Consider the following 16,285-nt stretch of genomic DNA (forward strand, 5'->3'; position numbering starts at 1 on the left):
TCCGCGCCGGTCCGGTCCGCGCCGCCCTCGACACGCCGGGGACGGCGTGGCTACGGTTCCGGGGCGGCGGAGGATCCGCGGTACTCGGGGGAGTGAAGTGACGGCTGTGAGTGGGCGGTTCCGCTGCCTCGTGTCCGCGTACGCCGTCTCCTGCTACGGCAACTACCTCAGCCTCATCGCCCTGAGCCTGTTCACCTACGAGGTGACGGGCAGCGCGTTCGGCATCGGCGCGCTCATGGCACTGCGTCTGTTCTCCGGCATGCTCGCGGGCCTCGCCGCCGGAGCGCTGGCCGAGAAGGCGGGCCGCCGGGCCCTGATGCTCTTGGCCGACATCGCCCAGGCGTCGGCCATGGCCGTGCTCGCGCTGACCGCGCCGGGCACCCGCGTGCCGCTGCTCGCCTGTGCGGTCGTGGTGCTCGGCGCGGGGAACACCCTGTTCACCGTCGCCCTGCGCAGCGCGGTGCCGGTGATGGTCGGCCACGAGGAGCGCGTACGGGCGAACGGCATGCTCGTCACGGTGCGGTCGTTCGCCACCGTGCTCGGCTTCGCGTCGGCGGCCCCCGTCATCGCATACGGCGGCTACGCGGCCGCCTTCGCGATCAACGGCGCCAGTTTCCTCGTGTCCGCGGCGGCGCTGCTCGTGCTGCGGCCCCGCACCGACGGCGAGGAGGCGGACGGGCCCGCCGCACCCGGGGACGCCGGTGAGGCGGGCGGGCCGCGCGGGCTGCGCGGCCTGTCCGCGCTGCTGATCGGGATGATCCTCCTCAGGGGCGCCGACGCCCTGGCGTCGTCCTCGCACAACGTGGCCCTGCCGGTCGCCGCCGGCGCCGCGTCGCCGGACCATCCCGCCCTGTTCATGACCCAGTTCTGGGCCGCCTGGGCCGTCGGCACCCTGCTCGCCCACCAAGTGGTCAAGCGCCGTATGAGCGGAGGCCGGGCCGCGGGGGACCGTGCCTTCGCGATCGGCACCTGCGCCATGTCCCTGTTCTTCGTCCTCGCGTTCACCGGACTGCCCGCCCCCGCGCTGGTGGCCGTGGCCCTGGGCGCGGGTCTGGCGGACGGCTGCACCGAGATCGTCTACACCTCCCGGCTGCAGGCCGTCCCCGACCGGCGGCGCAGCCGGCTGTTCGGCCTGTCGGCCACGGCGGAGACGTCCGGATTCACGCTCGGGACCGTCGTCGCCGCCGCGGCGCTCGAGGCCCTGCCCGCCCTCGCCGTCGTGGGGGCGTTCCACGGAACAGCCGTATGCGGGGCGCTGGCCCTGCTGGTCCTGACGGCGCGGGGCGGTACGGCCCCGCGGCGGACACGACCCACACAAGGTGCGACACGAGGAGAAGGGACCACGCATGCAGCGCGGACGGGGACAGGCGATACGCCGGGGGCCTGAGCCGGAGTTCACCGATGACGATCCGAAAGACGCGGTCCAGGCACTGCTGCGCGCCGCGGACGGCGCTCCCGGCGCGGCCGTCGTCACCGTCGGACCGGACGGCGCCACGACCCGGCAGACCTACCCCGAACTCCTGTCACGCGCCCGCCACCTGCTCACCGGCCTGCGCGGCAACGGCCTGCGCCCCGGCGACGCGCTCGTGCTCTGCGGACTTCCCCTCGACCAGTTCTTCCCCGCCTTCTGGGCCGCCGTCCTCGGCGGCGCCCGGCCCGTGGCCGTCTCGGAACGCCCCGGCGACGGCACCGCGGCCCTCGAACGCCTGCGCCACACCTGCGACCTGCTGGACGGGCCGCTGGTGCTCGGCGACGCCGCCGGAGCCGCGACACTCGCCCGCACCGCCGGCGAACTGCGGGTCGCGGTTGCGAAGGACTGCCTGCGCGGGGCTCCCGCGTACGGCCACGCGGAACCGGCGGGGAGCGACGTCGCCCTGCTGATGCTCTCGTCCGGCAGCACGGGCGTGCCCAAGGCGGCGCAGCTCACCCACCGCGGACTCGCGGACTTCGCCGCCAGCAGCCGGCGCATCCTCGACGTGCGCCCCGGACACACGATGCTCAACTGGCTGCCCGTGGACCACAGCGGGGCCTTCCTGCTCTACCACGTGCTCGCGGTGTTCACCGGCTGCACCAACGTGCACGCCCCCACCGGACACGTCGTCGCGGAGCCCCTGCGCTGGCTCGACCTCCTCGAGGAACACCGCGCCCAGCACAGCTGGGCGCCCACCTTCGCCTACCAGTTGGTCTCCGACGCGCTCGCCGAGCGGCCCGGCGGCGGCAGGCGTCTCGACCACCTCAGGACCCTGGTCTGCGGCGGCGAGCAGATCGCGCTGCCGGTGCTCCGCCGCTTCCTCGCGGCCACGGCCGCGTACGGCGTCCGGGAGGAGCACATCGTGCCGGCGTGGGGGATGGCCGAGACGGTCACCGGCATCACGTACGGCAGACTCGACCGGCCCGGAACCGTGCAGCGCATCCTCAGGAGCAGCCTCGGCGGTCCGCTGGTGGCAGCCGCAGAGCACACCCCCGACGAGGACTGCGTCACCTTCGTCGCGGTCGGTTCGCCTGCGCACGGCACCACGCTGCGCCTCGTCGACGACGCGGGGGAGCCCGTCGCCGAGAACAGGATCGGCAGGCTGCAGGTGCGGTCCCAGGCTCGCGTCACACCTGGCTACGTCCGCGACCCGGAGGCCGACGCGGCCGCCTTCCCCGGGGAACCCGGCTGGCTCGACACCGGTGACCTCGCCTTCTTCGCGGAAGACCAGCTGGTGATCACCGGCAGGCGCAAGGACCTGATCATTCTCAACGGTCACAACATCTCCTGTCACGAGGTGGAGGACGCCGCGACCGCCGTCACCGGCGTCCGCACGGGCGACGTGGCCGCGTGCGGAGTCCCCGACCCGGACAGCGGGACCGAGACCCTGGCGGTGTTCTTCGTGAGCCGCGGCGCCCGCGAGGACGCGCGCATCGAGAAGGAGCTCAAGTCGGTGCTGTACGCCCGGCTCCGGCTCACCGCGTCCCATGTCGTGCCGGTTCCGCCGGACGCGTTCCCGAGGACTCCGGCCGGCAAGGTGCGCCGAGGCGACCTGCGCGACCGGCTGGCCGCCGGCGGGACCATCGCCCCGGCTCCCGCCCTCCCGCACCCGGACGAGGTGTCCTCCGCCGTGCAGGAGGAGCTCACGGCTGTGCTCGGGCGCCCGGCGCCCGCGCACGTCCCGTTCTACGAACTGGGCCTGAACTCCGTGAAGCTGGTACGGCTGCGCGTCCGTCTCGAGGAGCGCCTCGGCAGGGAGATCGCGCAGACCGTGCTCTTCGAGCACCCCACGGCCGCCGATCTGGCGGCCCACCTGGCCGCGGTCCCCGGGCCGCCGGCAGGGACGGCCGCCGACGCCGCGCCACGGGCAGCAGCGGGTGCGGGTGCGGGTACGGGCGCGGACGCGGCTACGCGTCGGCAGCCCGGTGGGGATCCGGGTACGCGTCGGACCCCCGGCGCGGACGCGGGTGGCGATCCGGCTGCGGGGGCGGACCACCGCATCGCCGTCATCGGCATGTCCGTCCGCTTCCCCGGGGCGCGCTCGACGGCGCGGTTCTGGGCGAATCTGCGGGACGGCGTGGACAGCGTCCGCCGCTTCACGCCCGACGACCTGGTGTCCGCCGGGCTGTCCGCCGAAGAGGCGCGGGCCACGGACCGGGTACCGGTCGCCGGTGTCCTCGAGGGCGTCGAGGAGTTCGACGCGGACTTCTTCGGCGTGAGCCCCAAGGAGGCCGGACTCACCCACCCGGCCCACCGGTTGTTCCTCGAATGCTGCCACGAGGCACTGGAGGACGGCGGCTACGCGGCGACCGGTCCCGGGACCCGCGTCGGGGTGTTCGCCGGCTCCGGAATGAACCTCTACGGCCACCAGCAGCCGCCCGCGTCCGCCCCCGACGACGGCGATCCCGCCACCGGCATGCAGACGGCCATCGGACAGCAGCCGGACTTCCTCGCCTCCCGGGTCGCCTACCGGCTCGGCCTCACCGGCCCCGCCATCGGCGTCCAGACCGCGTGCTCGACCTCGCTGGTCGCCGTCCACCTCGCCGTCCAGGCCCTGCTGAGCGGTGACACGGACCTGGCCCTGGCGGGCGCCGCGGCCGTGCACACCCCCCAGGAGACGGGTTACCGCAGCCACCCCGGGTCGATCCTGTCGCCCACCGGGCGCTGCCGCGCCTTCGACGCGGACGCCGACGGCACCGTGGGCGGCAACGGCGTGGCCGCCGTCCTCCTCAAGCGGCTCGACCGGGCCCTCGCCGACGGGGACACCGTGCACGCCGTGATCCTCGGCTCGGCGGTCAACAACGACGGAGCCGGCAAGGTCGGGTTCAGCGCGCCCGGCGTCGCGGGCCAGGTCGAGGTCGTACGGCAGGCACTGCGCCGGACGGCTGTCCCCGCGGACACCGTGTCGTACGTCGAGGCGCACGGCACGGGCACACGGCTCGGCGACCCGGTGGAGTTCGAGGCACTCGCCCGGGCTCTCGGCGAGGACACCGACCGGACGGGCTTCTGCACCGTGGGCTCGGTGAAACCCGCCATCGGGCACCTCGACAGCTGCGCGGGCATGGCCGGTCTCGTCAAGACCGTGCTCATGCTCGAACACCGCACCCTGGTGCCGACGCTCAACCTCGACCGGCCCAACCCCGAACTGCGCCTGTCCGGTGGCCCCTTGGTGCTCGGCACGGCGACCGGACCCTGGCGGACGCGGGAGGGTGTGCCGCGCAGGGCGGGCGTCAGCGCACTGGGGGTCGGCGGCACCAACGCCCATGTGATCCTGGAAGAGGCCCCCGAGCGCCCGGAGCCCGCCGGCCCCGGTTCCGCGGACGAGCCGGTCCTCGTACCGCTGTCCGCGCGCGACCCCCAGGCACTGGACGAGTACGCCACCCGGCTGCGCGAGCACCTGCTCGCACACCCCGGGCTCGCGGCCGCCGACGTGGCCGCGACGCTCGCGCTCGGCCGCCCGCACCGCGCGGCACGCACGAGTGTCGTCGGAAGGACGGCCCGCGACCTGGCCCGCGCCCTGGAAAGCCCGCCCGGCCCGGTGACACCCCTCGGTCCCGTCGCCTTCGCCTGCAGCGGGCAGGGCAGCGCCCGGCGCGGCATGGCACGCGGCATCTGGGACGCGTACCCCGAGGCCCGCCGGATCCTCGAACGCTGTGAGCGCGTCCACGCCGACGAGTTCGGTGGCACCCTGCTGCCGTTGCTCATGGGCGCCGACGGGGACGACGGGGACGACGGCGTCTGGCCCACCGATACCGCCCAACCGGCCCTGTTCGCCCACCACATGGCGCTCATCGAGGTCTGGCGCGCGTTCGGTGTACGCCCCGACCTGCTGCTCGGGCACAGCCTCGGCGAGTACGCGGCCCTGTGCGCGGGCGGCGCCCTCTCCCTGGAGGACGGCCTGCGGCTCACCGCACGGCGCGGCGGACTGATGCGGGAGGCCGCCGCTCCGGGCGGGATGCTCGCGGTGCGTACCGACGCCGCGACCGCCGAACGGATCGCCTGCGCGGCGGGCGCCGAGCCCGCGGCCTGCAACGGGCCGCGGTCCCAGGTGATATCAGGGTCGGAGCGGGCCCTGGAGGAGGCGGCACGCCTGCTCGCCGACGAGGACATACCGTGGCGTGCGCTGCCGGTGGACCGGGCGTTCCACTCGGCCGCGCTGGACGAGGCGCTCCGCGCCTTCCGCGTGTACGCCGAGAAGGCGACGTACGCGCCGCTGCACACCCCGCTCGCCTCGGGACTCGACGGCGCGCTGCGCCCCGCGGGCTGGACCGTCGACTCCGAGTACCTCTGCCGCCAGGCGAGGCAGCCGGTCCGGTTCGACCGGGCGGTGGCGGCCGCGTCGGCGCAGGGGTGCGCGGACTTCCTGGAGATCGGGGCGGGCAGCACGCTCGCGGGCCTGGGCAGGCACTGCGCCCCGGAGAGCCGCTGGTACAGCGGCCAGGGAGAGGGCGCCGAGCAGCCGGCCGGGATCACGCGGACGCTCGGTGAGCTGTACCGCGCGGGGGCCGCACTCGACTGGCGGGCCGTCGTCGGGAGCGGGGGCAGGGTCCCCCTGCCCGGGCATCCGCTGCGGCGCCGCAGCGTCACCACCACCGTGCCCGCGCGGGCCGCGACCGGTCCTGCCGCGGGACCCGGGCCGGTCGCGGTGCCCGAACCGGCGCCCGCACCCGTGCCCGTACCCGCGCGGACAGGCCACGGGCCCGTACCCGCGCAGACAGGCCACGGGCCCGTGCCGTCCGGCGAACTGCTCGACGACATCAGGCGGTTGACCGCGCAGAAGCTCGGGACCGACATCGCCGACACCTCACCCGACGCCTCGTTCTTCGCCCTGGGCGCCGACTCGCTCGCCCTGATGGGCATGGTGGCCGAACTGGAGAGCCGCCACGGGGTGCGCGTCCGGGTCCGCGATCTGTTCTCGGACGCGGACACCCCGCGGAAACTGGCGGCCCATGTGGCGGACCTGCGGGGTGATGGGGCCGCCGAGCCCTCCGTACAGCCTGCCGCCGCGTCCCCGGCAGAGCCCGTCGCAGCGGCGGCTTCACCGCCGCCTGCTTCCGAACCCACCGCACCGCCCGCGTCCGTGACCGCCGCGCAGCCCGCGGCCGTGCCGGTAGTGGCCGGGCCCGACGGGCGGGGCGCCGCGCATCCGGCCGTCGACGAGAGCCTGCACCAGCTGTTCACGCAGCAGATCCGGCTCGCCGAGAACCTCGTGGAGCAGGTAACGGGTCTGCTCACCCGCCAACTGGACGCCCTCCCCGGCGCCCAGCCGACCCCACCAGCCTCACCGACCTCACCGACCCCACCGACCCCACCGGCCCAGCCGGTCGCGCCGCCCCGCCCGGCGCCTCTCGCGCCGCCCGCCGCCGCGACGCCGCAGGCCGTGCGTCCGGAGGCGCCGCCGCGGCCGGAGCCGGCACGGTCGTCGTCCGGCACGCTTCCCCACGCGGCGCACTGCGACGTCAGCCTGTACTTCTTCGGCGACTACCCGCAGGATGCCGACGGCGACAAGTACGCGCTGATCATGGAAGCGGCCGAATTCGCCGACCGGCACGGCTTCCACGCCCTGTGGTTCCCCGAACGGCACTTCAACTCCTTCGGCGCGCTGTTCCCCAACCCCTCCGTGCTCGCCGCCGCTCTGGCCGCCCGCACCGACCGGATCCGGCTGCACGCGGGCTCGGTGGTCCTTCCGCTGCACCACCCGGTCCGGGTCGCCGAGGAGTGGTCGGTCGTCGACAACCTCTCGCGCGGCCGTGCGGGTCTGTGTTTCGCGAGCGGCTGGCACGCCACGGACTTCACCCTGGCTCCGGAGAACTTCGGCCGGCACCGCGACGTGATGTACGAGCGCCTGGAGGACGTCCGGCGTCTGTGGTCGGGGCAGCCGCTCCCGGTGACCGCCGGGGACGGCACACGGACCGAGGTCCACCTGCACCCGCGCCCCGTCCAGGCCGAACCGCCCCTGTACGTCGCGGTCGTGGGCAACCCGGACAGCTACCGGCAGGCGGCCGCGCGCGACCTCGGTGTGGTCACCAACCTGATGGCGCAGACGGTCGAGCAGCTCGCCGAGAACATCGCCCTGTACCGCCGTACCCGTGCCGAGCACGGCCTCGACCCGGACGCGGGGCGTGTGGTCGTGCTCGTGCACACGTACCTCGGCGAGGACGCGGAACGGGCGCGCGCCGAGGCCTACGGGCCCTTCGTGTCGTACCTGCGTTCCTCGCTGTCCCTCTTCGACCAGGTCACCAACAGCCTCGGGTTCGAGGTGGACCTGGAGAACACGCCCGAGGACGATGTGGAGTTCCTGCTCGGCCGTGCCTACGAGCGGTACTGCGACTCCCGGGCCCTGATCGGCGACGAGGACACGGCGGCCGCGACGGTTCGCCGCCTCGTGGACGCGGGCGCCGACGAGATCGCCTGCTTCGTCGACTTCGGTGTCCCGGCCGAGCGGGTGCTGGCCGCGCTGCCGGTGCTCGACCGGCTCCGGCAGCGGCGGATCGGGCGCGCAGGCACCGGAACGGCACCGGGAGGAGGGAGTACGGGCCCCACGGGGCAGGAGGGACGGCGGACACCGCTGTCACCGGCACAGCGACGCATCTGGTTCCTCGAACAGCTGCACCCGGGCACCAGCATGTACCACGAGCCCAAGGCCGTACGGCTGGAGGGACCGCTGAACACCGAGGCGCTGCGGTGGGCGCTCCAGCAGGTCTGCGACCGCCACTCCGCGCTGCGCACCGTCTTCCGGGAAGCCGACGGCGTCCCGTACCAGGAGGTCCTCCCGCACGTCCGGCTCGACTGCCCGGTGGCCGACCACACCGGGGACACCGAGGAGGCCGCGCTGCGGGCCGCCATGGAGAGCGAGGGCCGGCGGATCTTCGACCTGAGCGAAGGACCCCTGGTCTCGGCCCGGCTGCTGCGACTGGCGCACGACCGGCACCTGCTGTTCCTGCTCGCCCACCACATCGTCTTCGACTCGTCCTCCACCGCCGTGCTCACCCGCGATCTCGGCGCCTTCTACCGGGCCTGGCCGCACTACGACGACACCGCCGCCCCGCCCGTGCTGCCGTCCCTGCCCGCCCTGCCCGCCGTTCCGCCGGACCCCGCCCGGACGGCGGAGGCCCTCGGCCACTGGCGGCGCGAGCTGGGCGACGCCCCGGAACTGGCCCTGCCCACCGACCGTCCCCGGCCCGCGGCCAGGTCCGGCGAGGGCGCGAGCCTCACGTACGAACTCGACGCCGAACTCACCGAGGGCCTGCGCCGGTTGGCGGCAGAGCACCGCGCCACCCTGTTCATGGTGCTGACGAGCGCCATCGGCGCCGTGCTCGGCCGGTTCAGCGGACAGCGGGACGTCGTGATCGGCACCGCCGTCGCCGCGAGGCCCGCCGGCGCCGAACACCACATCGGCCTCTTCCTCGACACCGTGCCGCTGCGCCTGGACCTGTCCGGCGACCCGGACTTCGGCGAACTGCTGCGCCGGGTACGGGAGAGCAGCACGGCGGCGTTCGAGTACCGCGACGTGCCCTTCGACGAGCTCGTCGGCGCGCTCAACCCGCATCGCGACGCCAGCCGCAATCCCCTCTTCCAGATACTGGTGGAGTACGAGACCGAGGGGCAGGCGGAGTTCGACCCGCCTCGGCTGACCGCCACCCTGCTCGACATGCCCAGTGAGCGTGCGCCGTTCGACCTCACCCTGTACCTGACGCACCACCGCGAGGGAGTGCGGTGCGTGGTCGAGTACGACACCGTCCTCTTCGACGCGTCCACGGTGAGACGGCTCCTCGCCTACGTGGAGAGCGTGCTGCGCCGGGCGCTCGAGACGGCGACCGCCACCCTGCCCGAGCTGACGGCGCTCACCGACGCGGACCGCGCCGCCCTGTCCCGCCTCGGTCGCCTGGACGAGCCTGCGCCGGTGCACGACGACACGCTGCACGGGCTGTTCGAGGCACAGGCGCGGCGGACCCCGGAGGCGACCGCGCTCGTCCACGGCGATGAACGGATCGGCTACGCGGAGCTCGACCGGCGGGCCGAGCGGCTCGCCCGGCAGCTGCGGGGCCGGGGAGCGGAACGCGGCGAGCGGGTCGCGGTGCTGCTGCCCCGCGGGCCCGAGCTGATCACGGCGCTGCTCGGTGTGCTCAAGAGCGGCGCCGCGTACCTGCCGCTCGACGTCTCCCTGCCCACGGCCCGGCTCGAGCTGCTTCTCGACGACGGGACTCCGGCTCTGCTGCTCACCACGCCCGCCCTGCTCGACCGCAACCCGTCCCTCGCGGCGCGCCCCGTGCACCTGATGGGCGGACCGGAGACGGCGGCGGGGGACGGCATCGAGGGCGGGGCGGACACCTCCGGCCCGCTCGACGGCCCGCAGCCGCAGGACCCCGCGTACTGCATCTACACCTCCGGCTCCACCGGCCGCCCGAAGGGCGTCGTCGTGCCGCACCGCGGGCCGGTCGGCCTCGTGCGCGGCCATCTGGAACGGCACCCCGCGCTGCGCACCCTCCAGTGGACCTCGCCCGCCTTCGACGTCAGCGTGCAGGAGATCTTCACCACCCTGGCGGCCGGGGCGGAGCTCGTCCTCGTCGACGACGACGTGCGGCTCGACCCGGCCGCCGTCGCCGAGGCCGTGCGCCGCCACGCCGTCGAGCGGGTCTTCATGCCCTGCACCCCGCTCCGGTACCTGATGGAGACCGGTCCCGAACTGCCCTCCCTGCGCGAGCTGTTCTCGGCCGGTGAGGCACTGGAGCTCACTGCCGGATTCCGCCGGTTCCTCGCCGCGCATCCCCGCTGCACGCTGTTCAACCAGTACGGGCCCACCGAGACCTCGGTCATCGTCACCTCGCACCGGGTCGACGGCGCGGAGGAACGGCCGCCCATCGGCACCCCGGTCCCCGGAGCGGGCATCCGGCTCCTGGACACGGAGGGCCGGCCGGTGCCGCTGGGCGCGGTAGGCGAGATCCACGTGAGCGGGACGCCGGTCGCGTACGGATACCACGCACGTCCCGAGGAGACGGCGGCGGCGTTCGTCACCGACGACATGGGCGCGCTCCAGTACCGGACCGGCGATCTCGCGCGCTGGCGCTCCGACGGCACCCTCGCCTACCTCGGCCGCGCCGACGACCAGGTCAAGATCCGGGGCCACCGGGTCGAGCCGGGCGAGATCCAGGTCGTGCTGAACGCCCGGCCGGAGGTCGCCGAGGCCGCCGTCGTCGCCCGGCGCGACCGGGCCGGGGAGGCCGAACTCGTCGCCTATGCGGTCACCGTGGAACCGGGCACCGACCTCGGGCGGCTGCGCAGCGCCCTCGCCGCGGAACTCCCCGATCACCTGGTGCCGCGCCACTGGGTCCGCATGGACCGGCTGCCCGTCAACGCGTCCGGCAAGCTGGACCGGGAACGGCTGCCCGCGCCGGACGCGGGAGCTCCGCAGGAGAGCGCCGAACCCGTCACCCCGCTGGAGAAGGACCTGCACGAACTGTGGTGCGCCGAACTCGGGCTGCCGCACGCGTCCGTGACGCGTTCCTTCTTCGAACTGGGCGGACACTCCCTGAGCGCGATCCGGCTGCTGAACCGGATGTCGGCGCTGCTCGGCGCCGAGCTCGGCATGGCGGAGTTCTTCCGCGCCCCCACCATCCGGGCGGTCGCGGCACGGTGCGAGGAACACCGCTCGCCGGTGCCCGGCACCGACCCGGACCCCGTACCTGCTGCCGGGGTCGCCGTCAGGGTGCCCATGACCTCCAGCCTGCGCCGGCTGTGGCGGCGTCACCACGAGCACACCGATCCCGGCGTCTACAACGTCGCCCATCGCATCGACCTGCACGGCGCCCTCGACGCGGACGCGCTGAAGCGCGCGCTGCGGGACCTGGTGGCACGGCACGAGGCGCTGCGCAGCAGGGCCGTGCACCGCGACGGCGATCATCTCGTCGAGGTGCTCGCCGAGGTGCCGGTGGACGTCGGGGTCACCGACCTGACGGCGTACGCGGACGACGGGACCCGCATCGAGCGCTGGTGCCAGGACCACGCGTGCGAGCCGTTCACGCTGGATCGCGCACCGCTGTTCCGTTTCCGGCTCGGCCGGCTCGGCGCGGACCGCTGGGTCCTGGTGACCGTCCTGCACCACGCCGTCTGCGACGGCTGGTCGATGGGCATCATCCGGCACGACCTGCAAGAGCTCTACAACGCCCACAGCGAGGGCTCGACCCCGGCGCTCGCGCCGCCGCCGGCGCAGTTCACGGACGTCGCCCGGGCGGAACACCGGCTCACCGACAGCCGCCGGGCCGCACTCGAACGCTTCTGGCGCACCGAGCTCGCCGGCGTGCAGCTGCGGCCCGCCCTGCCCTGCGACCGCCCGCGCCCTGATGTGCCGTCCGGCCGGGGCGCCCTGCACACATGGGTCATCGGCGGCACCGTGCCCGCCGACGCGGCCGAGACGGCGGAGCGTCTCGGGGTCACTCCCTACGCGGTCCTCGCCGCGGCCTTCGCCACCTGGACGGCCCGGCTGTGCGGGCGCACCGACGACATCGTCCTCGCGGCCTCCAGCGCCAACCGCGCCCGGCCGGAGCGGGAGGGCGTGGTCGGGCTGCTGGGCGACGCCGTGCTGCTGCGCGCCCGCCTGTCCGAGGCACCGGCGTTCGCGGACCTGGTGACGCGGCTCGGCTCGACGCTGTTCACCGCCATCGACCACCAGGACCTGCCGCTGACCGAGGTCGTCCGGCTCGTCTCGCCCGAGACGGCCGACGGACTGTTCCCCACCGTGCTGTTCACGGTGGTCACGACGCCGCCGCCGACGCTGGACCTGCGAGCGGTCTCCACCACGGTCCGCGGCCTGCCCACCCGAGCGGTGGCCCGCAACGAGCTCTACGCGGTGCTCGTCCCCCGAGGCGACACCATCGACGTCACCTTCGAGTACGCCACCGACCTCTTCGACGCGGCGACGGTCCGGGCCTGGAGCGAGGACTTCACCGCACTGCTCGCGCAGGTCACGGCGGAGCCGTCGACCCCCGTCGCGGAGCTGCTGCGCCCGCAGGAGGAGGCGGGCCCCCGCTGACCGAGCCGCCGTCCGACGCCTGACCACGTCCGCGCCGCACCCCGATAGGCGCCTACACTGAGCGCATCGGGGTGCTTTGCGACAGACCGGACCCGACCGTGTGCCATCAGCGGTTGTTCACAGCGGCACTCGTCCTGTTCCTCACGGCCCTGTCGGCGGCCGGCACAGCGGCCGCGGACAGCGCCCGGGGCGAGGAGGTCCCGCACGGCCCCGGGTTCGGGGCCCGGGCGCTGCAGGCACTGATCGACGGCATCCAGTTCGGTGTCATCATCGCGATCACCGCCGTCGGTCTCTCCCTGATCTTCGGGACCATCCATCTGATCAACTTCGCACACGGCGAGCTCGTCACCATCGGCGCCGTGTCCGCCTTCTTCCTGAACGTCTCCCCGGCGGGCCCCGGCTGGCATCTGATCCCCGCGGCCCTTGCCGCCGTGGTCCTCGGGGCGCTGCTGGGTGCGGCGATCGACCGCGGCGTCTGGCGCCCACTGCGGTCCCGCGGCACCGGGCTGATCAACATGTTCATCGTCACGATCGGCCTGTCCCTGCTGCTGCGGCACATCGTGCTCGTGCTGTACGGAACCCGCCCCGCCTCCTACGCCCAGTACGACATCCAGAGCACCATCGAAGTCGGCCCGGCCGGCATCACCCCGCGCGACCTCACCGTCACCCTCCTCTCGGTGCTGACGCTGCTCGGTGTCGCGGCACTGCTGCAACGGACCAGGACCGGCACCGCGATCCGCGCGGTCTCCGGCAACCGCGACCTCGCCGAGGCGTCGGGCATCGACGTGCAGCGCATCGTGCTCGTCGTCTGGATGCTCGGCGGCGCGCTCGCCGCCCTGGGCGGAGTCTTCCTCGGACTGGTCGAGGTCGTGACCTGGGACATGGGATTCAAGCTGCTGCTGCTCATGTTCGCCGGAGTGATCCTCGGCGGTCTCGGCTCCGCGTACGGCGCGATGGCCGGCAGCCTCGTCATCGGCGTCGTGGCCCAGATGTCCACCCTGTGGTTCCCGGTCGACCTGCAGTACGCATGGGCGCTGCTCGCCCTGATCGTCGTCCTGCTGGTGCGGCCGCAGGGCATCCTCGGCCGGCGCGAACGCGTCGGATGAGGAGGTGCCATGGACTGGTCGGTCATCCTCTCCGACGCCATCCGGTCGGGCATCGGTCCCATCGCCGCCGTCTACGCGATCGCCGCCCTGGGCCTCAACCTGCACTTCGGCTACACGGGGCTGCTCAACTTCGGCCAGGTCGGCTTCATGCTCGTCGGCGGCTACGGGCTCGCGATCACCGTGGCGACCTGGGGCGGTTCCCTGTGGCTCGGCGTACTCGTCGGGCTGGCCTCCGCGGTCGTGCTCGCGCTGCTGCTCGGCCTGCCCACCCTGCGGCTGCGCGCCGACTATCTCGCGATCACCACCATCGCGGCGGGGGAGACACTACGGCTGTTCTACCGGTCCAGCTGGGCCGAGCCGACCACCGGCGGAGTGTTCGGGCTCCAGCGGTTCGCAGGCGACTTCTACGACCTGAACCCCATTCCCCGCGGCTCGTACGGCGTATGGCTGGTCGAGTTCAGCTCCCGGGACCTGTTCGTGCTGATCGTCGCCTGGGCGCTCGTGGTGATCGTCGCGGTGCTGCTCGCCCTGCTGGTGCACAGCCCGTGGGGGCGTGTCATCCGGTCCATCCGTGACGACGAGACCGCCGTGCGCAGCCTCGGGAAGAACGTGTACGCGTACAAGATGACGAGCCTCGTCCTGGGCGGCGTGCTCGGTGCCGTCGCCGGCATGCTGCAGGCCATCCAGGTGCAGTCGGTGAGCGCGGACAGCTTCGATCCGGCCGTCACCTTCTTCCTCTACACCCTGCTCGTGCTGGGTGGTGCCGGGAGGATCCTCGGCCCGGTCGTGGGCTCGGTCCTGTTCTGGTTCGTCCTCACCTTCCTCGACAGCGCACTGCGGCAGGCCATCGACACCGGCGTCGTCCCGTCCGACGTGATCAGCACGTCGGAGATCGGCGCCGTGCGCTTCGCTCTGGTCGGGCTCGCCCTGATCCTGCTCGTGGCGTTCAGACCGCAGGGAATCCTCGGCAGCCGGAAGGAGATGTTGCTCAGTGGCCGCTGACACGCAGCCCCCGCCCGGCGACGCGCCCACTCCCGCGCCCACTCCCGCGTCCGCGCCCCGGCCTGCGCCCGTGCCCGAGGCCGTGCCCGGCGTGGCCAAGCCCGACCCGCTGCTCGTCCTCGACGAGGTGACCCGCCGCTTCGGCGGACTCGTCGCCGTACAGGTCGATCACCTGGAAGTGCAGCGCGGCACCATCACGGCCCTCATCGGGCCCAACGGCGCCGGCAAGACCACACTGTTCAACGTCGTGAGCGGGTTCGACCGGGCCGACGACGGCGAGTGGTCGTTCGACGGGCAGCCGCTCACCGGGCAGCCGCCGCACCGGATCGCGCGGCGCGGCCTTGTCCGTACGTTCCAGCTCACCCGGACACCCGCCCGGCTCACCGTGCTGGAGAACATGCTCCTCGCGGCGACCGCACAGCGCGGCGAGCGGCTGCTGACCGCGCTGCTGCGGCCGCTGTGGCGCGAACAGGAGCGGGAGATCGTGGCCAGGGCCGACGAACTGCTGGACCGCTTCCGCCTCACCGAGCTGCGCGACGACTACGCGGGCACCCTCTCCGGCGGCCAGCGCAAGCTGCTGGAACTGGCCCGCGCGCTGATGGCCCGCCCGGTCATGCTCCTGCTCGACGAGCCGATGGCCGGGGTGAACCCCGCACTGACCCAGTCACTGCTCGGACACATCACCGCCCTGCGCGACGAGGGGCTGACGGTGTGCTTCGTCGAGCACGACATGGACGTGGTGATGGGCATCAGCGACTGGGTGGCCGTCATGGCCGGCGGCCGCCTGGTGGCCGAGGGCCCGCCGTCCACGATCGGCCGCAACCGCGCGGTCGTGGACGCCTACCTCGGCAAGCGGCACGACGAACCGGAAGCGACCGGCGAGGAGGCGCAGCCGTCATGACAGGGGTGCCCGAGAACGGAAAGGGACCTGTGGGACAGGAGCCTGTGCTGGTGGCCGACGCGATCGTCGCCGGATACCTGCCGGGAGTCGATGTGCTGCGCGGCTGCAGCGTCGAGGTCCGCCCGGGCGAGCTGGTCGGCGTGATCGGCCCCAACGGAGCCGGCAAGTCCACCCTGGCCAAGGCGGTCTTCGGCCTGCTGCGCGTCCGTAAGGGGACGGTACGGCTGCACGGCGAGGACGTCACCAACCGGCCCGCGCACGAGCTGGTCCGCCGCGGTGTCGGATACGTACCGCAGCTGCAGAACGTCTTCCCCGCGCTCACCGTCGAGGAGAACCTGCGGATGGGCACCTATCTGCGGCCGAAGTCCTACGAGGAGCGGGCCGCCGCGGTCGAGGAGATCTTCCCCGTCCTGGCCGCCCGCCGGAAACAGAAGGCGGGTTCGATGTCCGGCGGCGAACGGCAGATGCTCGCGATGGCCCGCGCGCTGATGACGGAACCGCAGGTGCTGCTGCTCGACGAGCCGTCGGCCGGACTGTCCCCGATCTTCCAGGACCAGGTGTTCGACCGGGTGAAGGAGATCAACGGCGCGGGCGTCGCCGTGCTCATGGTCGAGCAGAACGCCCGCAGGTGCCTGCAGATCTGCGCCCGTGGTTACGTACTCGACCAGGGCCGCAACGCCCACACCGGCGCAGGCATGGACCTGCTTCAGGACGAGAAGGTGATCGAGCTCTACCTCGGCACGCTCGCCCGCGTCCGCTGAACCTCTCGTGTCCCT

The 16,285-nt window shown here is 73.6% G+C and carries 6 protein-coding genes; all 6 read left to right on the forward strand.

The features are described from left to right. Positions 1 to 97 precede the first annotated feature (97 nt). The 6 genes from ACWD0A_RS06230 to ACWD0A_RS06255 all read left to right on the forward strand — a co-directional run bounded on the left by ACWD0A_RS06230 (position 98) and on the right by ACWD0A_RS06255 (position 16,270). A complete protein-coding gene (locus ACWD0A_RS06230; protein ID WP_451295101.1) occupies positions 98 to 1,387 on the forward strand; it encodes an MFS transporter in 1,290 nt (429 codons plus the stop codon). Continuing rightward, positions 1,347 to 12,500 (forward strand): amino acid adenylation domain-containing protein, encoded by an 11,154-nt coding sequence (locus ACWD0A_RS06235; RefSeq protein ID WP_451295103.1) that lies wholly within the window; start codon positions 1,347 to 1,349, stop codon positions 12,498 to 12,500. Before ACWD0A_RS06230 ends, ACWD0A_RS06235 begins: the two co-directional genes overlap by 41 nt. Positions 12,501 to 12,613: 113 nt before the next feature. After that, positions 12,614 to 13,606 (forward strand): branched-chain amino acid ABC transporter permease, encoded by a 993-nt coding sequence (locus ACWD0A_RS06240; protein ID WP_451295105.1) that lies wholly within the window; start codon positions 12,614 to 12,616, stop codon positions 13,604 to 13,606. Positions 13,607 to 13,615: 9 nt separating this feature from the next. Next, positions 13,616 to 14,608 carry a branched-chain amino acid ABC transporter permease gene (locus ACWD0A_RS06245; RefSeq protein WP_451295107.1) on the forward strand — a complete coding sequence of 331 codons (993 nt, stop codon included), beginning with the start codon at positions 13,616 to 13,618 and terminating at the stop codon, positions 14,606 to 14,608. Next, on the forward strand, positions 14,598 to 15,509 hold the full coding sequence (locus ACWD0A_RS06250; RefSeq protein WP_451295109.1) for an ATP-binding cassette domain-containing protein: 912 nt from the start codon (positions 14,598 to 14,600) through the stop codon (positions 15,507 to 15,509). Before ACWD0A_RS06245 ends, ACWD0A_RS06250 begins: the two co-directional genes overlap by 11 nt. 29 nt (positions 15,510 to 15,538) lie before the next feature. Then, complete coding sequence (locus tag ACWD0A_RS06255) at positions 15,539 to 16,270, forward strand: ABC transporter ATP-binding protein (RefSeq protein ID WP_451295111.1); 732 nt, start codon at positions 15,539 to 15,541, stop codon at positions 16,268 to 16,270. Positions 16,271 to 16,285 lie beyond the last annotated feature (15 nt).

It is taken from the genome of Streptomyces sp. NPDC002867, from assembly GCF_053591895.1.